This window comes from Butyricicoccus sp. OF10-2, assembly GCF_003481925.1.
Taxonomy (GTDB): Bacteria; Bacillota; Clostridia; order Oscillospirales; family Butyricicoccaceae; genus Agathobaculum; species Agathobaculum butyriciproducens.
The window spans coordinates 159,651-177,661 of sequence record NZ_QUMC01000001.1; the positions used below are offsets into that span (position 1 = coordinate 159,651).

Genomic DNA, 18,011 nt, shown 5'->3' on the forward strand with positions numbered 1-18,011 from the left:
CAAGCGGGTATAATACCCATTGATGGATGGCATTCCGCAGAGCGGAAGCTATACCTTGTCACAACATGTTTTTCAAATTTTTCCGACAGTGATTTTACGTTGCGTCACACCACAGAAAGCGGGTGACAGCATGAACATTGGCATTGTTGGAGCAGGAAAAGTCGGCTTTTCCTTCGGCAGACTGCTTGCCGAAAAAGGCGTGCGGATATCCGGCTATTACAGCCGCAATTCCGACAGCGCAAGAGAAGCCGCAGAATTTACAAATTCCGGACACTATACCGACCTGGGCAAACTCATCGAAGATAGTGACGCGATTTTCATCACCGTTCCGGATAATGCGATTACCGAGGTATATCGGCAGGTCGCAGAATTTGAAATTCAGGACAAGTATATATGTCATTGCAGCGGCGCCTGCACAGCCGGGGAAGCCTTTCCCGGTATTCACGCGCAGGGAGCCTATGCAATATCCATTCATCTGCTATTTCCGATCAGCAGCAAGTATAACTGCTGGCGGGAGCTGGCAGGTGCTTTTTTTTGCGTCGAGGGAGACACGCAGGCGGTCGAGGTCTTTGTGCCACTGCTGCGCGGACTGGGACTGCAGGTGCAGACCATTTCGCCGGAGAGCAAGGCGCAGTACCACCTCAGCTGTGCGCTGGCGAGCAACTTTGTCTGTGCACTCGTGCAGCGCAGCGCAGAGCTGCTGAGCGGCTGCGGATCTCCGAAACGGACGCACTGCACGCGCTTGCGCCGCTCATGCGGAGCAATCTGGCGCATGTGATCGAGCACGGTGCCGTCTCAGCGCTGACCGGCCCCATTGAGCGCGGCGACACGCAGACCGTGCAAAAGCATCTGTCGTGCCTGACGGAACGAGACGATCGGCAGCTTTACGCGCTGCTGGGACTCGAACAGGTCAAAATGGCACAGGAAAAACATCCTGAGCAGGATTACGGCACGCTTGCCGCCCTGCTGAACAGGGAAAAGGAGCAGAAAGAATGAAGAACACAGTGAGTACATTTCTCTCGATGAAGCAAAACGGCGAGCGCCTCACCGAGATTACCAGCTACGATTACACGACCGCCAAGCTGGTGGAAAAAGCGGGCATCAACGCCATTCTGGTGGGCGATTCGCTCGGCATGACCATGATGGGCTATGACACGACTCTGCCGGTTACGATGGAGGATATGATCCACCACAGTGCATGCGTCGTGCGCGCGTGCGAGAACACCATGGTCATCATGGATATGCCGTTTATGAGCTATCAGGCGTCGGTTTCCGAAGCCGTGCGCAACGCAGGCCGGCTGATGAAGGAAGCGCGCGGACATGCGGTCAAGCTGGAGGGCGGCGCAGCCGTTGCCGAGCAGATTCGCGCGATTACAGACGCCGGTATTCCGGTGCAGGCACATATCGGCATGACGCCGCAGAGCGTCAACGTGTTCGGCGGCTTTAAGGTACAGGGCAAGGGCGAGGATGCGGCAAAGCGGCTGCTCGAGGATGCCTTTACCGTACAGGAGGCCGGTGCATTTTCGGTCGTGCTCGAGTGCGTACCGCCCAAGCTGGCGGCGCTCATCTCGAAAAAGCTGACCATCCCGACTATCGGCATCGGCGCGGGCGCAGGCTGTGACGGACAGGTGCTGGTCTATCAGGATATGCTCGGCATGAACATGGACTTTACGCCCAAGTTCGCCAAGCAGTTCGACAATATCGGTGAGCGCATGGTGGACGCGTTCCGCGCTTACATGAACGAGGTGCAGAACGGCACGTTCCCGACCGAAAAGCAGAGCTTTGTCAAGTCCGACTGCAGCGATGAATATCTCGCCAAACTCGACGCTGAATTTTGAGAGAAACAGGAGCATATACAATGAAAATCGCAACAACCATCGCAGAAGTACGCGCACAGGTGCGCGAGTGGAAACAGCAGGGTCTGACCGTCGGTCTGGTGCCGACCATGGGCTATCTGCATGAAGGACACGCCAGTCTGGTCAAAACGTCCGTGCAGCAGTGCGACCGCACGGTAGCGTCCGTGTTCCTCAATCCGACCCAGTTCGGTCCGGGTGAGGATCTGGAGACCTATCCGCGTGATTTCGAGCACGACTGTGCGCTGCTGACCGAGTGCGGCTGTGACATGGTGTTCCATCCCGAGGTGTCCGAGATGTATCCGGACGGCTTTGCCACCTTTGTTGAGGTGCAGTCCGAAATGCCGCGCCAGCTGTGCGGCAAGACCCGTCCGATTCATTTCCGCGGCGTGTGCACGGTCGTTTCCAAGCTGTTCAACATCGTAACGCCGGATAAGGCGTTCTTCGGTCAGAAGGACGCACAGCAGCTGGCGATCATCCGCCGTATGGTGCTCGACCTGTCTATGGGCATTGAGATCGTCGGCTGCCCGATCATCCGTGAGGCGGACGGTCTGGCGAAGTCCTCGCGCAATACCTATCTGAGCGCAGAGGAGCGCAAGGCGGCACTCGTGCTGTCGCGCGCTGTAAAGCTCGGCCAGGAGCTGGTACAGAACGGCGAGAAGAACGCGGATAAGGTCGTGGGTGCCATGCGTGCGCTTATCGAGCAGGAGCCGCTCGCGCGTATTGATTACGTTTCCGCAGTGGACGGCCTGACCATGCTGCCGGTGCATGAGATCAACGGCGGCGAACTGGTCGCTATGGCGGTCTATATCGGCAAAACACGCCTGATCGACAACTTTTCGGTGGAGGGCTAAGTCATGACAGTACAGATGCTCAAGGGTAAAATCCACCGTGCAACGGTCAAGCAGGCCGAGCTGAACTACGTCGGCTCGATCACGGTTGACGCCGACCTGCTGGATGCGGCCGGCATTTACGAATATGAGAAGGTTGCCATCGTGGATATTGAAAACGGCAACCGCTTTGAGACCTATACCATCGCCGGTGAGCGCGGCAGCGGTATGATCTGCCTGAACGGCGCCGCAGCACGCTGTGTCAGCGTCGGTGATAAGGTCATTCTGATGGCGTACGCGCAGCTGACGCCGGAGGAGGTCAAGAACGGCTATGCTCCGCAGGTCGTGTTCGTGGATGAGGAAAATAAGATCGTCCGCACCACCACCTATGAGAAGCATGGTCTGCTCAAGGATATGGCGTAATGAAAAAGGAGAACCCGGGTGGGTTCTCCTTTTTTGTTGGTGTCAAGGTGAGCGGTTCTGCAAGGTAGGAGGTAGGAGTTGATGGATAGGTGAAATCCGCAGGTGCCGTCCGTAATATCCAGACAAACGAGTTGCGCGACACGGGTATCCCTCAGGGGACCTTCTCTTGCCCTTCGGGCAATTCACCTTGTGTCGCGCCTGCGGAGAGTAGCCGATATGTGTAGCAGTATGGAATCTGGCATTGCGTAGAGGGAAAGAAATGGGCGGCCAATGGCCGCCCCTACGGTAGAAAGAATCCTCTGCCGTTCCTTTATAGTCTCAGTTCTGCAAATTTCGCCGTGCTAAGAGGAAACGGGGAGATTCATAAGAGGGGTACGCACTCATTAAATCCGCGCACGGCGCGGGAAAAAGGTTTAGTGGCCTACGGGCAAACCTTAGGTGTCCATCCCTCTTATGCGCCCGCGCGGCGTCAGCGCACGTCCCCGCGCTCCGCAGAGCGCAATTCCCTGCTTGGATTAAGCGAAAACCTTCCCGCCCGGAAAGGGTGTATTGCTAACGCAACTCGTGTGTCCCGCAAAACCGGTGCCGAGTAAACCGGCAAATCAAAATTTTCGATTGAAGATTAAACCGACTCCATCTCCGCCGCAGAGGACTTGTCTGCGTTCTCTCGGAACAGCAGACCGAAAATGCGGCGCACCAGCGGACCGGCTGCAAAGAACTGCCACAGCAGCGCCATCGGGAAGTTCATAACGGTGGTCTGCACCCAGATTGCAAAGAACTGTGAGTTATGGCTGTCCTTGAACAGCAGGGTGGCAAAGAAGCTCATGCACGGGCACATCAGCCATACGGATGCGGCCGAGATAGCAAGCATAATGCTGGTCTGGCTGGCTTCGCGCGGATTGACAAGACGGAATGCAACCTTCATCGCCAGCTTGCCGACAAACACCAGCTCGAGCAGAATTGCGATAACAGTCATGATCGGCCACTCGTGGAACACTGCGAGAAATACCCAGTTCTGCATGGAACCGGTGTTCAGCACGATGTTGTACGCTACCATGCCGTATACCATGACAGAAGCCATGATAATGGTGTAAATAACGTCCTGAAATTTGTTTTTTGGCATTTTGTTTTCTCCTTTTTGTGTATGTGAAATATTTTTTGATAACGAATAGAAATGCAGCTGAACGCAAAAAAATAGGACGAAGTAAACTTTCGTCTACTTCGTCCTATGGACTACTTCAACTACCATTAATTATAAATATCATACCATATTTTGTGGGTGTTCGTCAAGGCTAACTTCGTTCTTGACAATACTGTTCCCTGGGTGTATACTGTGTCTGTAAATGAGAACCCCCTCCCTTGGGGGAGGGGTGCAGATAGGAGATGCGATATGAAACAACGGTTTCGGGTGGGCGGCATGAGCTGCGCGGCCTGCTCCGCCCATGTGGAGAAAAGCGTCTCGGCGGTGCCGGGTGTCAGCGGCGTGCAGGTAAATCTGCTCGCCGGCAGCATGGCGGTCGAGTACGACGAAAACGCGTGCGACGCACAGACGATTATAAAGGCGGTCGAGTCCGGCGGCTACACGGCTGCGGTGGACGATGGCAGGCAGACCTCGGCTCCGGCGCAAAGCCCGCAGGCGGACGAGGCGCTGAAGGAAATGAAGACCCGCATTATCGTTTCGGCGGTGTTCATGGTCGTTTTGATGTACTTCTCGATGGGTGAGATGGTCGGGCTGCTGCTGCCGTCCTATGCGGCAGGTATGGACGGCATGTTCAATCTGGCGCTCACGGAGCTGATCCTCACGCTGCCGATTGTCATTATCAATCGCAAATATTATATCAACGGCTTCAAAACGCTGCTGCATCGTGCCCCGACTATGGACGCACTCATCGCCGTCGCTCGGGTGCGGCGCTCGTGTACGGCATTTACGCGCTGATTCAAATCGCGCTCGCACCCACGCCGGAGGCAGCCCACAGCTTTATGCACGACCTGTATTTTGAGTCCGCAGGCATGATTTTGACGCTGGTAACGCTCGGCAAGTTCTTTGAAGCGCGTGCCAAGCGCAAGACCGGCGAAGCCATTGCGGCACTGATGGACCTGCGTCCGCAGACTGCCGAGGTCATCCGTGGCGGTCAGACCATGCAGCTGCCGATTGAGCAGGTACAGGTTGGCGATCTTGTTATCGTGCGCGGCGGTCAGTCCGTGCCGGTTGACGGCAAGATTACCGAGGGCAGCGCCTATCTGGACGAAAGCGCCATCACCGGTGAGAGCATGCCGGTCGAAAAGCACGTCGGCGATACCGTAATCGGCGCAACCGTATCCAAGAGCGGCTATGTTGTTATGAAGGCATTGCGTGTCGGCGACGATACGACCCTGAGCCAGATTATCCGTCTGGTAGAGGAGGCAGGCGCGTCCAAGGCGCCAATCGCCAAGCTGGCGGATAAGGTGGCAGGCGTGTTTGTGCCGGTCGTTATGGGTATTGCGCTCGTGACGGCAATCATCTGGCTGCTGGCCGGCGAAACGCCGAGTTTTGCGCTCACACGCGCGATTTCGGTTCTGGTCATCTCGTGCCCGTGCGCACTGGGACTGGCTACGCCGGTCGCTATCATGGTCGGCACAGGTGTCGGTGCGAAAAACGGCGTGCTGTTCCAGTCGGCGGAGGCGCTCGAGAATCTGCACAACGTAAACGCGGTCATCATGGACAAGACCGGTACCGTAACCGAAGGACGTCCGGTCGTAACCGACGTAAAATCCTTCGGCGTGGAGTCCGGTGACCTGCTCTCGCTGGCACTGTCACTCGAGAGCCGCAGCGACCATCCGCTGGCGGACGCCATTGTGCGCTATGCACGCGAAAAGAATGCGCAGGAGCGTTCGGTCACCGACTTTGAGATGATAGAGGGACAGGGTATCCGCGCAACTGTGGACGGCGTGCCGTGCTTTGCGGGCAACCGCCGGATGCTGCTCGCTAACGGACTCGCGCTGTCCGGCTCGATGCAGAAGCTGGGTGACGAGTTCGCCGCAGCAGGCAAAACGCCGCTGTTCTTTGCGGCAAACCGTCAGATCGTCGGCATTTTTGCGGTCGCTGACGTGCTCAAGCCGACCAGTAAGGCGGCAGTCGAAGCACTGCGCAGTATGCACATTGACGTAACGCTGCTCACCGGCGACATCCAGAAAACCGCGCAGTCCATCGCGTCCGAGCTGGGCGTGACCGATGTGATCGCTGAGGTGCTTCCGCAGGACAAGGAGCGTATCGTGCGCGAGAAGCAGGGCAAGGGCCGCAAGGTTGCCATGATCGGTGACGGCATCAACGATGCACCGGCGCTTGCGCGTGCCGATGTCGGCATTGCGATTGGTGCGGGCACGGACGTGGCTATCTCGTCTGCGGACGTTGTGCTGATGAAGAGCGACCTGATGGACGCGGTGGACGCCATCCGGCTGTCGCGCCGGACCATGCGCAACATTCGCCAGAACCTGTTCTGGGCGTTCTTCTACAACTGCATCGGCATTCCGATTGCGGCGGGTCTGCTGTGGGTACCGTTCGGCATCAAGCTCAGCCCGATGATTGGCGCGGCGGCAATGAGCCTGTCGTCCGTCTGCGTGGTATCCAACGCGCTGCGCCTGCGCTTTTTCAGCGCAACACCGCGAAAAACGGCGGGGACGCCTGCTGTTTTGCCCATAAGCGGCGAAAAGCCGCTTACGGCACATAAAAAGGAGGAAAATGTTATGGAAAAGACAATCAAGGTTGATGGCATGATGTGTCAGCACTGCGTGGCACATGTCAAAAAGGCGCTCGAGGGTGCAGCAGCCGGCTGTGATGTTGCGGTCGATCTGGATGCAGGCAAGGCAGTTGTTTCGGGCAAAACGCTGCCGGAGGATGCCGTTCTGACCGCAGCCGTCACCGAGGCGGGCTATGAGGTGGTTGACATCAAATGAGGGCAGATCGTAAAAAGGTCGAGCCGCTGCTCAGGACCGCGCGCGGGCAGATCGACGGCGTGCTCAAAATGATCGAGGACAACCGCTACTGCATGGATATTATGATGCAGCTGCAGGCGGTGGAATCGCTGGTGCATAAGGCGCAGAGAGAGGTTCTTCGCGGACATCTTTCCGGCTGTGTGCAGGATGCGTTTGAGACCGGAGATCAGAACGAGCGTGAGCAGAAGATCGCAGAGATCATCAAGCTGCTGGATAAAGCGTAAACGGAAGGACGTGCCTTTTGGCACGTCCTTTTTGCCTGAAAATTGAAGCTTTCTGCAGTTTATACAGGCTGTACAAAAATTACAAGCAAATAAGGATAACGCTCACAGCGGTATCTTCATGTACGGCGGCAAAGTTGATGCACAGAACGGTACAGCGCTGACAATTACCGGCACCGGTAATTCTGTATCCAAGGAAGTCGTAGAGGGTTACTATGTCGGTGCTCTGGCTATAAGAACCGCTGATCCGGCTAACGCAAATGTCCGGTTTGCAGATAATGCAACCGTAAATTTGATTGACAATGCAGTTTCCGCAATCAGAAACTGCGGTATGATCGAAATCGGTGCCGACACGGTTATCAAGAGCAACGGCAGCAAAACTCAGTATGGCGGCGGTATCCGCAATTACGGTGAAATTACTGTTTCTGCTGGTGCACAGCTGTATAACAACCATGCACTGATTGCTGGCGATGATATTTACAACGGTACCTATAAGTATAAAACTTACACTTGCGATGGCCGCATCACTTTTGCACCTGTCGGCAAGGACTGGGTACTGGACGACTGCAACGACCCGATCGTAGGCTGGTATCACGACGGCAAGGAAAAGCTGACGGACAATACCTACAAGCGCTGGAACGGTGATGGTGAAGGCGATGCCTACTACGCTGACGAATATACGGTTAGCGAAGAGGCTGTTTCCGATGCACTGGCGCTCAAGGCTGCACACGGTCAGCTCTGCAGCGTAACCTACGAAGTAACCGGCGACATTCCGTCTGATGCAGGCGCAGTTCCGGCGGCAGCCAAGGTGAAGAAGGGCGGCAGCTACACCGTCGCACCGGTACAGACCACCTCGCAGAGCCGCTACACGTTCAGCGGCTGGCGGATCAACGGTAGTGGTGATGTTGTAACCGAGATCAAGGACATTCAGCAGGATGTCAAGCTGATCGGCGTATGGACCCGCAGATCGTCCGGCGGTGGCGGCGGCAGCAGCAAGCCGACCGTTGACATTCCGGATGATGTACCGACCTCGGCGCACCTTGTGGGGCAGATTGTACTAATTGTTAGATTCGCAGGTGTTGTCCATCGCCACCAGACTGACGAGTTGTGCAGCACTGTTATCACCCAGGACCCCTCTCTTGATCTTCGGCGATTCACCTCGTGTCGCGCTTGCGGTATTGTCTTAACCGTATGTGTAGCAGTACGCTGTCTGTGCACTGCGAATATTTCACGAAAGACACTCGACGGTAACCGACTGCCGTTCCCCATTTCGGAGCGGTCGCCGGTCTCTGGTCTGCGCCAGACTAACAAACAAGGGAAAGGGATGAAAATTAGAGGGTGGAAACCGTAGGTGTTTACCCTCTTGTGCCCCTGCCGGGTAGGCAAATCCCCGCTGAATCTCAGCGAAAAACATTCCGTCCGTTAGGGACGAACACGCTTACGCAGTTCGAGTACTCCGCTCAGCCGGTGCTGAAAAAGGCTGCCGCCCGGAAAGGGCGTAGCGCATACGCACCTCGTGCGCCCAGCAAAGCCTCTGCAGAAGGCAAAAGAAAAGCCACTCACTTTCGTGAGTGGCTACTGGTGGAAGTTACAGGGCTCGAACCTGTGACCCTCTGCCGGTTGGTACATGACGAACCCGGCTGCAAAAAGGCAAAGAAAAAGCACTTACTTTCGTAAGTGCTTGATGGTGGAAGTTACAGGGCTCGAACCTGTGACCCTCTGCTTGTAAGGCAGATGCTCTCCCAGCTGAGCTAAACTTCCATTTTGGTGACCCAGCGGGGATTCGAACCCCGGACACCCTGCTTAAAAGGCAGGTGCTCTGCCGACTGAGCTACTGGGTCAGGTCAAAAAAGTTTTGCGCTGAGTATGAAATTAAGTCGTATGCCGTAATGGCAGGGACGGCTGGATTCGCTTTCCAACGGGAAAGCCACGGCGGTTCGAATAATCCACCGGATTATTCTCAAGAGCCGCCTTTCGAATCCAAGGATTCAAAATCTGCCATAATGGCAGGGACGGCTGGATTCGAACCAGCGAATGTCGGCGTCAAAGGCCGATGCCTTACCGCTTGGCGACGCCCCCGTATTCGTTTGCTCGAAACAGCGTTACCCTAAAGATAACGCGCTGCGTTCGCAGCGCGTCACAGGGTTATATGGGGTGGGTAAAGGGACTCGAACCCTCGACCCTCGGAACCACAATCCGATGCTCTAACCAACTGAGCTATACCCACCATATAAAGTTTGCAGCCGACGGAAATGGCACGCCAGGAGGATTCGAACCCCCGGCCTACTGCTTAGAAGGCAGTTGCTCTATCCGGCTGAGCTACTGGCGCATATCAATTCCGATAAACCCATTCGAAGAAAATGGAGCGGGTGATGGGAATCGAACCCACGTGTTCAGCTTGGAAGGCTGACATTCTACCATTGAACTACACCCGCGGGTCTTTCTGACGCTCATTTAGTATATCAATAAAACCCTATAATGTCAACATCTTTTTTCAAATTTTTTTGAAAAACTTTTTTCGGCCAAATTTGCAAAGAACATCAAAAGGGCAGACGGTCATGCTATACTGTAATCAAAGGAGGGAGAGAGCATGAAAGCAACGATCTTACTGGCCGAGGATGAGCAGGCCATGCGTGAGGTGCTGACCGACTACTTCACCGCGAAGAGCGGCGGCGATTTTACGGTCGTGGCTGCGCCGGACGGCGACACGGCGCTGCACTTAATCGAAACCCGGCGGTTCGACCTGCTGCTGCTCGATATCATGCTGCCGGGCACGGACGGCTTTGCGCTGTGCCGCGCGGCACGGCGGCAGGGAGACGCGCCCATTCTGTTCGTCACGGCGCGCGAGGACGAACAGGACAAGCTGCACGGTTACGGCCTCGGTGCGGACGATTATGTGGTCAAGCCGTTCTCGCTGGCGGTGTTGTACGCCAAGGCACTGGCGCTCCTGCGGCGAGCGCGGGGCCTCAATGCCGGGAATACGCTGACAGCGGGTACCCTGTCACTCGACCCGGAACGGGGGATTGTCACAGCGGACGGCAGGCGCATCGACCTGCCGCCCAAGGAATTTGCTTTGCTGCGGGCGCTGATGGAGCGCAAAAACCGCGTGCTGACGCGTGACGAGCTGTTGAACCTTGCGTGGGGCTGGGATTTTGACGGCACGGACCGGGTAATCGACGGGCACATCAAAAAGCTGCGCCGAGCACTCGGTCCGCATGCGGACTGTATCAAAACCGTGGTAAAGCGCGGCTACAAGCTGGAGGTGGACGGAGATGAAAACCAAACGTAGAACCTTTTGGAGCTTTTTCACACGAATCGGCGCGGGCTTCCTTGCATTCTGGCTGGCAGTGATGGCGGTGTTCACCGTCCTGCTGTCGCAGCAGCGTGCAAAGCTCATGCTGGCGGAAATGGAAAGCAAATCGGACAAGCTGATGGGAGAGGATACCGATTTTTTGCTTGATCCCTCGAGCTATGACACGACGGACGAGACGGAACTGCGCAGACGATTGAGCAAGCCGGTATTCATGGCGGACAGCGCAGACCCGCCCAATCTGCAGATCATCGAGACCGCTATCACCGACCTGAAATCCGGCAAAGTTCTGCAAAGCAACCGCTGGTGGCTTGAGTTGATCGAGGGAGACAACCTGTACCGCGTGGATATGAGCGGTCAGCCGCGCGAGGTGTGCGAGGCGGTTCTTGCGGGTGCGGGCACAGGCGAGTCGAAAATAGAATCGCTGCCGAAGATGACCTTTGAGGCGTGGGTGGACAGCGTGCCCGGATACCGCGATGACGCCTATCTGAAATCCATCACGATCGAGCCGACCAAGAGCGGCACTTGGGAGCCGACCGGAGAGGTGCGCACGATTGAATGCGCATATGACGCGGAGCAGGTGAAAGGTCTGACGCTGAAAACCATGAGTTGTAATCGCTTGGTGTGCCCCGGACCGAACGGCGCCACGACCGAACAGATTGCGGAATCCCTGTCCTCGCCCGCGCGGCAGGCGCTGCGGGAATGGGCAGAATACCCGAGCCGCACAAACAGCAGCCAAACGGTCGAGAAGCTGTGGCTCGTGCGAACGTACCGGCGGACGATCAGATATTGTCCGTTTGCGGAAAGCGGCGCTGTGCTGGTGTCCTATGCGGCGGAAGGATATCCGCTCAAAGCCTTGCTGCCGGTACTGATTCCCGTATGGGCGTTCAGTCTGGTGCTGGCGCTATTCTGCGCGGCAGTGCTGTCCGGTGCGCAGCTGCGCGTCTGGCGCAAACAGGAGCGCATAGAGCGGGTACGCCGTGAAACGACCGCCGCACTTGCACACGAGCTGAAAACGCCGCTCTCCGTGCTCAGCGCCACCGCCGAGCTGCTCGGTGATAACCTTGCACCGGAAAAGCAGGCACACTATCTGGGTGTCATTCAGCAGCAGGCGCAGCGGATGGACGGCAGTGTGCGGCAGATGCTCGAACTGTCGAGACTGGAGACCGGCGCAAAAGCTCTGCGGCGAACGGCGTTCTCTCTGGCAGAATTGGCGCAGGAGCGCCTGCAGGCGGCTCTGCCGGCCGATTCCACCATCCGCACCGAATTTGCAGCACAGGACAAATTTGAGGTCAATGCAGACAGGGCACTGCTTGCGCGGGCACTGGACGCACTGCTCGAGAACGCCGTGCAGCACACGCCGGAGGGCGGCTGCATTACGGTGCACCTCGCGGACGGTGTGCTCTCGGTGACAAACACCGGCGATGCCATTCCGGCGGACGCGCTGCCGCGGCTGTGGGAGGCGTATTATCAGGCCGATCCGTCGCGCAGCGCAAAAGGCGACGGACTGGACTGTCCATCGCGAAAACCGTGTTCGATCTGCATGGATACGCCTGCGGAGCGGAGAATACCGAAATCGGACCGAAGTTCTGGTTCCAATTTGCAGATAAATAGCAAAAATCGCTCGAAAGAGCGGTTTTTGCTGAGGCTGTCGAAAAACTCCGTTTTTCGAGCAGCCTCTCGATTGAAACCACGCTTTCAATCGAATCTTGACGAAAAGCCGCGCCCTATGGGCACAATTTTTCGTCCCTTGTATAATTCCCGAGGTACACGCCCCCGGGAATTATGAATTTGCTGTGCAAATTCTATTTTATGCGTGCTGCCGCACGAAAAGTAAAAACGATAGATTGACTTTTTCGACAGACTGAGCAAAAACCGCTCGAAAGAGCGGTTTTTGCTTTATTAAATAACTTTTTCGAATACCATGGTTGCCTGAATGCGGTCGCCGCCCATCAGACCCTTGCTGCCGCCGTTCGATGTAGTAATCGTGTGCAGGCGATAACCCTTTTGCGCTTGATGGTTAATCGCTTCTTCCAGTTCGGTCAGGTTGCCGGAACCGGTGCCGAGAAATTTTTCCTTCAAAGTAACCTGCAGAACAACGTAATGATAGTCCTTGCCGGATGCGGTGGAGAAAGTCGAGGAATCGCTGAAATCCATAAATAACACCTCCAGTAATTTACACGATTATATCGTATTCGACAGGAATTGTCAATCTGCGTGCAAAAGAAAACCGCCTGTTCAGGCGGTTTTCGCGTGTTAGATGGTATCCAGTTTTACCTTGCCGTCCTCAGCGGACAGGTGAGCGCCCATCAGCGGCTTATCACCGACGACGATGGCGGTGGCCAGCGGATTCTCGATCTCCTTCTCAATCAGGCGGCGCAGATTGCGGGCGCCGTACTTGACCGAGTAGGACTTCTCGGTGAGCAGACCGAGCAGGCTGTCGTCCCACGTCAGGCGGATATCCTTGTCTGCGAGCGTGGTGCGCAGCTCACCGAGCATGATCTCAGCGATATGGCGGAAGTTATCCTCGGACAGCTGGTTGAACGCGATAATCTCGTCAATGCGGTTGAGAAACTCCGGACGCATGATTTCTTCAAGAGCCTTCATCACGCGGTCCTTGCTCATCTGAGACACGGTGCGGCCGAAGCCTGCAGGCGTGTTATTGGACTGCGAACCGGCGTTCGAGGTCATAACGATAACCGTGTTCTCGAAGCTGACAACGCGGCCCTGAGCGTCGGTCAGACGGCCGTCATCCAGAATCTGCAGCAGAGAATTGAGTACATCCGGATGCGCCTTCTCGATCTCGTCGAACAGAACGACAGAGTACGGACGGCGGCGGATCTTCTCGGTCAGCTGACCGGCTTCATCGTAGCCGACGTATCCCGGAGGGGAACCGATCAGGCGGGAAACCGTGTGCTTTTCCATATATTCGGACATATCAAGACGCACAAGCGCATCCGGCGAGTCGAACAGGTCGAGAGCAAGCTGCTTGACCAGCTCGGTCTTGCCGACGCCGGTCGGGCCGACGAACAGGAAGGATGCCGGCTTGCGCTTGGGACTGATTCCCGCGCGGTTGCGGCGGATGGACGCGCAGACCGCGTCTACGGCTTCGTCCTGACCGATAACGTGCGATTTCAGGCGGGATTCCATATCGCGCAGGCGTGCGGACTCCTGCGCCGCTACCTTGGATGCCGGAATGCCGGTCCAGATTTCAATAACCTCAGCCAGAAGCTGCTCGTCAACCTGCGGTGCAGGCTTGGTCAGCAGCTCGTGCAGCTGTGCCTCCACCTGCAGAATGCGGCTGCGGCAGGTGGCGATCTTGGCGTAGGTCTCCTCCTCCTCGGCGCGGGCAGAGGACTGGGTCAGCTCGTCAAGCTGTGCCTGCAGGCGCTCAAGCTCGTTCTGCAGCTCGGGAATCTCGGACAGCTGCGGAGAATCCAGATTGAGGCGCGAGCAGGCTTCGTCGATCAGGTCGATGGCCTTATCCGGCAGAAAACGGTCGGTGATATAGCGTTCGCTCATCTCAGCGGCACGGCGGCACATCTCATCGGAAACAGTAACGCCGTGGAAGGTCTCGTAGTACGAGCGGATGCCCTTCAAAATCTCGGTGGTCTCGGCAACCGACGGCTCACCGATGTAGACCGGCTGGAAACGGCGCTCGAGCGCAGCGTCCTTCTCGATATACTTGCGGTACTCCTTGAGCGTAGTCGCGCCGATGACCTGAATGTCACCGCGGGCGAGGGCAGGCTTGAGGATGTTTGCGGCGTTCATCGAGCCTTCGGAATCGCCGGTGCCGACAATGTTGTGCACCTCGTCGATGACAAGGATGATGTTGCCGATACGCTTTACTTCGTCGATCAGGCCCTTCATGCGGCTCTCAAACTGGCCGCGGAACTGCGTGCCCGCCACGAGAGCGGTCAGGTCGAGCAGATGGACCTCCTTGTTGCGCATCTTGAACGGAATGCGGCCCTCGTTGATGCGGACTGCCAGACCCTCGGCAACGGCGGTCTTGCCGACACCGGGTTCGCCGATCAGGCACGGGTTGTTCTTCTGTCGGCGGTTCAAAATCTGAATGACGCGGTCGGTCTCGCGGTCGCGGCCCACGATGTGGTCAATGCGGCCTTCTGCGGCCTTTTGGGTCAGGTTCTCGCAGTAATTGTTCAGATATTTACGCTTTTTATCCTCCTTGCGGGAAGAACGGGTACGGGTCTCATCGTGAGAGCCGCCTGCGGGCTGTCCCGGCAGAGTACCGGCAGCAACCGGATCGGTCTCATGGGGTGCGTCGTCGTCCGTGCCGTCCGAACCGGCGGGAACCAGGTCGTTCAGGTCGGACAGGGAGCCGATCTCACCGGAGAGCGCTTCGAGGTCATCCTCGGTGATACCCATTTGCTCCATGATGTTATCGAGCGGCTTGACACCCAGTTCGCGTGCACATTTAAGGCACAGACCCTCCTGGGTGGTCTTATCCGGTCCCTCGATTTTGGTGATGAACACCACCGCGATGTTTTTCTTGCACCGCGAGCACATTGGCATATTCATAGGTTAAACTCCTTTTAGGAATTGAGAATTGGTAATAGAAAATGGAGAATTAAGGTGTTCTCCATTAAATGGCGATTGGTAAAGCATCCACAAGCTGTTTGAGCAGCAGCGTATGCTTGACACGCTCCGGCGAGAGATAGCCGAGCGATGTGTAGGTGATCGGGAACAGCCACTGCAGCACGATCAGCAGGATGCAGACGAATGCAACGCCGGTTACAAAGCCGATGAGTGCGCCGCCTGCAGAATCGAGTGCGCTGAGCGGTGTACGCCGCACAATGAGCTTAAGGCTGCGACCGAAAATCCAGATGAGCCGTCCGAACAGCACGCTGAACAGCACCACAAGCATAGAGAACGCGATGCTCTCCGACATGCCGACAGCCGCTTCGGTGACGCTCTGCCGCAGACCGTCCAGCACGCCTTCGGCGGTTTTAAGTGCGGCCTGTTTTTCAAACAGCTGACCGACTGCCGGCACGACCACCCACTGCGCGATATACGGTGCGGTATACTTGGCGGCGGCGACCGACGCGGCGATCATGCCGATGCGGCCGAGCACGCCGTACAGCGCACCGACCAGTCCGCGTCGGGCACCGAGCCACACGTTGGCCAGCAGCACGGCAATGAGGATCAGGTCAGGCGCGTTGAGCAGCTGCGCCGCTGTGGAAATCATATCGTTGATATCAGTTATCTGCATGCACTTCCTCGGATCGTTCGGAATGCGCGGTAAAGATACGCGCGTTGCGGTTGTAGAGCAGGAAAACCGTACCGTCATCGGTCATGAGCACACGGCGTGCGCCGACAGCGTCATCATTGTGCCACTGCGGCTCGGCGGAGGTGTTGTAGACCGTAACGCCGGACGCAGACAGCACCGCCGTACCGGCGTTGGAGACGGCAAGCGCCGTCGGCTCCTCGGTCAGTGCGAACGGACCGTGCAGACTGCCGTTGCGGACGGTATAGAGGTCGCTGCGTGCATCGTTCAGGTAGGAGCGCACAGCGACAGCCATCGTACTGCCCTGAGAGGCAGTGGCGATCAGATCCTGCGAGCTGAGCTCGAGCAGCACATCGACCGTGCCTCTGCGGGTGACATGATACAGGCCGGTGTCGCACAGCGCGATCGCGGCGTTGTTCTCGGAATAAGTGAGCGTTACACCGAGCGCGTCAGTCAGTGCGGTGTCCGAAACCTGCTTGCCGGAGGACACATCAAAGAACAGCACATGGGATTCGAGCGTTACGCCGTTCTGCCGGAAGGCGAGAATGCCGAGCGTATTGCAGTCCGGCGAGAGCACAGCGGATACAATATAGTATTCCGAAGCGCGGTATTTGAAAACCTCTTTTCCTGCGGTGTCGTAAACGGCAGCGGCGGTACGGTAGCCGTGCTCATTGGTGGTGAGCACGAAACGGCCGCTGCGGCCGATCGAACCGTTCAGAATGGTGGATTCCAGCTCCAGCTCCGCGACAGCGCCTGCTGAGCCGACCAGTGCGGCTTTGACGCCGCCGCGGTCGTACACGAGCACATGATTCGTGCTGCTTTCCACCGCGGGATCGGAGTAGCCGAGCGAATAGCGCAGCGTGGTCATGCTGCCCGCGCGGGACAGGAACAGCGCGTCACTGTCCGCGTACGCCAGACCGGATTCAAACAGCGCACCGTCGCTGAAGGTCTCGTTTTCGTAGTTGATGGTGGTGATATCGCCGTCATGCGAGCGAATACCGGCCGCAATATAGCTGCCGAGCGTGCGCAGCGAGGTCGGCGTAAAAATACGGTAGTTGGCGATCAGGAACAGGGCTGTTCCCAGCACCAGAGCCCAGCCGCAGAGCATGCGGACCAGAGCGGTCGTGCGGATACGCGCGTCCTTGCTGTCGAGCAGGCGCTGACGGCGCTCCCGCCTGGAGAGCGGAAAGCGGATGATATTCTGCTTTGGGTTCTGTTCGCTCATGAAATCCCGCCTCCTTATTGTAGCGTGTTTAATGGGTGAAAATGTGAATAAAACTTGAAATCTGTCAGTCCGACAGGCGGAATCTGTCCAGTTCGGGTGTATCGTCGTACCACAGGCGGTTCATGAACAGACCGCAGGCAGGCAGGGTCGGTCCGGCCTGCTCTCTGTCGCACGCGAGCAGTACGTCGCGCACCTGCTCGGGCGCTAGCTTGCCGCCGCCGACATACGTCAGCGTGCCTGCAATCGCGCGGACCATGTTGTACAGGAAGCCGTCGCCGCAGACGCGGATGCGGATGAGGTCATCCACCGGCTCCACCTCGCACCAGAAAATAGTACGAACCGTGCTCTTGACCGGTGTGCCCTGACTTCTCACGGATGCAAAGTCCTGCTTGCCGACAAAATACTGTGCGCCTTCCTGCATTTTTGTAATATCCAGCGGATAATTGTACCGATACGCGTACCGCGCGTGGAACGGGTCCCGCAGGGTGGAAGGAAACAGATAATAGGCGTATTCCTTTTTGGTGCAGTTGAAGCGCGCATCGAAGTCCTTGGGAACCTCGACTGCGCCGGAAACCGCAATATCCTCGGGCAGAAAGCTGCTCAGCGCATACGGCAGACGGTCCATCGGGATCGTGCAGTCTGCGTGGAAGTTTGCCACATACCGGCGGGCATGAACGCCGGAATCCGTGCGTCCGACACCGGAAACATGAACTTTTTGCTTCAGCAGATGAAAAATCGCGTCCTCCATACTCTCCTGAATCGAAGGACCGTTTTTCTGAATCTGCCAGCCGTTATAGTGGGTGCCGTCGTAAGACAGCACTACTGCAATATTTTTCATCATTTCAGTTACTCTTAGTGGGTCGTGAATGGAGAATTGAGAATGGAAAAATGGAAAATGAAGGTGCGGTGCAAAAGCGCCGATTATAATAAAT

At 56.9% G+C, this 18,011-nt stretch carries 15 protein-coding genes, 6 tRNA genes and 1 pseudogene; 10 read left to right on the top strand and 12 right to left on the bottom strand.

Going from position 1 to position 18,011, the window contains the following annotated elements; translation table 11 throughout:
• Positions 1 to 130 precede the first annotated feature (130 nt).
• From DXB00_RS00830 to panD, 4 genes and pseudogenes are all read left to right on the top strand, one after another.
• Positions 131 to 996 (top strand): annotated as a pseudogene (locus DXB00_RS00830) (Rossmann-like and DUF2520 domain-containing protein).
• Entirely contained in the window at positions 993 to 1,838 is an 846-nt protein-coding gene (panB, locus tag DXB00_RS00840) for a 3-methyl-2-oxobutanoate hydroxymethyltransferase (protein WP_117489630.1), read from the top strand. Before DXB00_RS00830 ends, panB begins: the two are co-directional and overlap by 4 nt.
• A gap of 20 nt (positions 1,839 to 1,858) precedes the next feature.
• Positions 1,859 to 2,707, top strand: a complete 849-nt coding sequence (gene panC, locus DXB00_RS00845; protein ID WP_118728854.1) for a pantoate--beta-alanine ligase — start codon at positions 1,859 to 1,861, stop codon at positions 2,705 to 2,707.
• Between the two features lie 3 nt (positions 2,708 to 2,710).
• A complete protein-coding gene (gene panD / locus DXB00_RS00850; protein ID WP_117751412.1) occupies positions 2,711 to 3,106 on the top strand; it encodes an aspartate 1-decarboxylase in 396 nt (131 codons plus the stop codon).
• Between the two features lie 622 nt (positions 3,107 to 3,728).
• Here the strand turns inward: panD and DXB00_RS00855 are convergent.
• Positions 3,729 to 4,229 carry a DUF2798 domain-containing protein gene (locus tag DXB00_RS00855; RefSeq protein WP_118728855.1) on the bottom strand — a complete coding sequence of 167 codons (501 nt, stop codon included), beginning with the start codon at positions 4,227 to 4,229 and terminating at the stop codon, positions 3,729 to 3,731.
• 267 nt (positions 4,230 to 4,496) lie between these two features.
• Between DXB00_RS00855 and DXB00_RS17865 the strand changes: the two genes are divergently transcribed.
• The 4 genes from DXB00_RS17865 (at position 4,497) to DXB00_RS00870 (ending at position 8,650) form a co-directional block, all read left to right on the top strand.
• Positions 4,497 to 5,042 (top strand): cation transporter, encoded by a 546-nt coding sequence (locus DXB00_RS17865; RefSeq protein ID WP_199697225.1) that lies wholly within the window; start codon positions 4,497 to 4,499, stop codon positions 5,040 to 5,042.
• On the top strand, positions 5,021 to 7,039 hold the full coding sequence (locus DXB00_RS16845) for a heavy metal translocating P-type ATPase (protein ID WP_243107118.1): 2,019 nt from the start codon (positions 5,021 to 5,023) through the stop codon (positions 7,037 to 7,039). The genes DXB00_RS17865 and DXB00_RS16845 overlap by 22 nt, the downstream gene beginning before the upstream one ends.
• Positions 7,036 to 7,302 carry a metal-sensing transcriptional repressor gene (locus tag DXB00_RS00865; protein ID WP_118728857.1) on the top strand — a complete coding sequence of 89 codons (267 nt, stop codon included), beginning with the start codon at positions 7,036 to 7,038 and terminating at the stop codon, positions 7,300 to 7,302. Before DXB00_RS16845 ends, DXB00_RS00865 begins: the two co-directional genes overlap by 4 nt.
• Positions 7,303 to 7,420: 118 nt before the next feature.
• Positions 7,421 to 8,650 (top strand): hypothetical protein, encoded by a 1,230-nt coding sequence (locus DXB00_RS00870; protein WP_118728858.1) that lies wholly within the window; start codon positions 7,421 to 7,423, stop codon positions 8,648 to 8,650.
• A gap of 334 nt (positions 8,651 to 8,984) precedes the next feature.
• Here DXB00_RS00870 and DXB00_RS00875 read toward each other — a convergent pair.
• The 6 genes from DXB00_RS00875 to DXB00_RS00900 form a co-directional block, all read right to left on the bottom strand.
• A tRNA-Val gene (locus tag DXB00_RS00875) sits at positions 8,985 to 9,060 on the bottom strand.
• A 4-nt stretch (positions 9,061 to 9,064) separates the two neighbouring features.
• Positions 9,065 to 9,140, bottom strand: a tRNA-Lys gene (locus tag DXB00_RS00880).
• A 163-nt stretch (positions 9,141 to 9,303) separates the two neighbouring features.
• Positions 9,304 to 9,378, bottom strand: a tRNA-Gln gene (locus tag DXB00_RS00885).
• A 71-nt stretch (positions 9,379 to 9,449) separates the two neighbouring features.
• Positions 9,450 to 9,526 (bottom strand) — tRNA-His (locus DXB00_RS00890).
• Between the two features lie 26 nt (positions 9,527 to 9,552).
• A tRNA-Arg gene (locus tag DXB00_RS00895) sits at positions 9,553 to 9,628 on the bottom strand.
• A 32-nt stretch (positions 9,629 to 9,660) separates the two neighbouring features.
• A tRNA-Gly gene (locus tag DXB00_RS00900) sits at positions 9,661 to 9,734 on the bottom strand.
• Between the two features lie 155 nt (positions 9,735 to 9,889).
• On the opposite strand from DXB00_RS00900, the gene DXB00_RS00905 reads away from it, so the two are divergent.
• Together DXB00_RS00905 and DXB00_RS00910 are read left to right on the top strand one after the other, a co-directional pair.
• The gene (locus DXB00_RS00905) at positions 9,890 to 10,588 is read left to right on the top strand and encodes a response regulator transcription factor (protein ID WP_118728859.1); all 699 of its coding nucleotides are present in this window, start codon (positions 9,890 to 9,892) and stop codon (positions 10,586 to 10,588) included.
• Positions 10,572 to 12,398, top strand: a complete 1,827-nt coding sequence (locus DXB00_RS00910; protein WP_119214405.1) for a sensor histidine kinase — start codon at positions 10,572 to 10,574, stop codon at positions 12,396 to 12,398. The genes DXB00_RS00905 and DXB00_RS00910 overlap by 17 nt, the downstream gene beginning before the upstream one ends.
• A gap of 113 nt (positions 12,399 to 12,511) precedes the next feature.
• Here DXB00_RS00910 and DXB00_RS00915 read toward each other — a convergent pair whose 3' ends face one another.
• From DXB00_RS00915 to truA, 5 genes are all read right to left on the bottom strand, one after another.
• Positions 12,512 to 12,766: a DUF4177 domain-containing protein gene (locus DXB00_RS00915; RefSeq protein WP_181967608.1), complete on the bottom strand. Its 255-nt coding sequence runs from the start codon at positions 12,764 to 12,766 to the stop codon at positions 12,512 to 12,514.
• Between the two features lie 99 nt (positions 12,767 to 12,865).
• A complete protein-coding gene (locus DXB00_RS00920; protein WP_118728861.1) occupies positions 12,866 to 15,148 on the bottom strand; it encodes an ATP-dependent Clp protease ATP-binding subunit in 2,283 nt (760 codons plus the stop codon).
• A 64-nt stretch (positions 15,149 to 15,212) separates the two neighbouring features.
• Entirely contained in the window at positions 15,213 to 15,839 is a 627-nt protein-coding gene (locus DXB00_RS00925) for a CvpA family protein (RefSeq protein WP_158578254.1), read from the bottom strand.
• Positions 15,826 to 17,079: a DUF5711 family protein gene (locus tag DXB00_RS00930; RefSeq protein ID WP_118728863.1), complete on the bottom strand. Its 1,254-nt coding sequence runs from the start codon at positions 17,077 to 17,079 to the stop codon at positions 15,826 to 15,828. Before DXB00_RS00930 ends, DXB00_RS00925 begins: the two co-directional genes overlap by 14 nt.
• A 64-nt stretch (positions 17,080 to 17,143) precedes the next feature.
• Positions 17,144 to 17,920 carry a tRNA pseudouridine(38-40) synthase TruA gene (gene truA, locus DXB00_RS00935; protein WP_243022601.1) on the bottom strand — a complete coding sequence of 259 codons (777 nt, stop codon included), beginning with the start codon at positions 17,918 to 17,920 and terminating at the stop codon, positions 17,144 to 17,146.
• Positions 17,921 to 18,011: the final 91 nt, after the last annotated feature.

Bases quoted from the DNA above. Each gene is read 5' to 3' on its own strand.
- panB (WP_117489630.1), top strand. From the start codon at position 993: ATGAAGAACACAGTGAGTACATTTCTCTCGATGAAGCAAAACGGCGAG.
- panC (WP_118728854.1), top strand. From the start codon at position 1,859: ATGAAAATCGCAACAACCATCGCAGAAGTACGCGCACAGGTGCGCGAG.
- panD (WP_117751412.1), top strand. From the start codon at position 2,711: ATGACAGTACAGATGCTCAAGGGTAAAATCCACCGTGCAACGGTCAAG.
- DXB00_RS00855 (WP_118728855.1), bottom strand. From the start codon at position 4,229: ATGCCAAAAAACAAATTTCAGGACGTTATTTACACCATTATCATGGCT.
- DXB00_RS17865 (WP_199697225.1), top strand. From the start codon at position 4,497: ATGAAACAACGGTTTCGGGTGGGCGGCATGAGCTGCGCGGCCTGCTCC.
- DXB00_RS00865 (WP_118728857.1), top strand. From the start codon at position 7,036: ATGAGGGCAGATCGTAAAAAGGTCGAGCCGCTGCTCAGGACCGCGCGC.
- DXB00_RS00870 (WP_118728858.1), top strand. From the start codon at position 7,421: ATGTACGGCGGCAAAGTTGATGCACAGAACGGTACAGCGCTGACAATT.
- DXB00_RS00905 (WP_118728859.1), top strand. From the start codon at position 9,890: ATGAAAGCAACGATCTTACTGGCCGAGGATGAGCAGGCCATGCGTGAG.
- DXB00_RS00910 (WP_119214405.1), top strand. From the start codon at position 10,572: ATGAAAACCAAACGTAGAACCTTTTGGAGCTTTTTCACACGAATCGGC.
- DXB00_RS00915 (WP_181967608.1), bottom strand. From the start codon at position 12,766: ATGGATTTCAGCGATTCCTCGACTTTCTCCACCGCATCCGGCAAGGAC.
- DXB00_RS00920 (WP_118728861.1), bottom strand. From the start codon at position 15,148: ATGAATATGCCAATGTGCTCGCGGTGCAAGAAAAACATCGCGGTGGTG.
- DXB00_RS00925 (WP_158578254.1), bottom strand. From the start codon at position 15,839: ATGCAGATAACTGATATCAACGATATGATTTCCACAGCGGCGCAGCTG.
- DXB00_RS00930 (WP_118728863.1), bottom strand. From the start codon at position 17,079: ATGAGCGAACAGAACCCAAAGCAGAATATCATCCGCTTTCCGCTCTCC.
- truA (WP_243022601.1), bottom strand. From the start codon at position 17,920: ATGATGAAAAATATTGCAGTAGTGCTGTCTTACGACGGCACCCACTAT.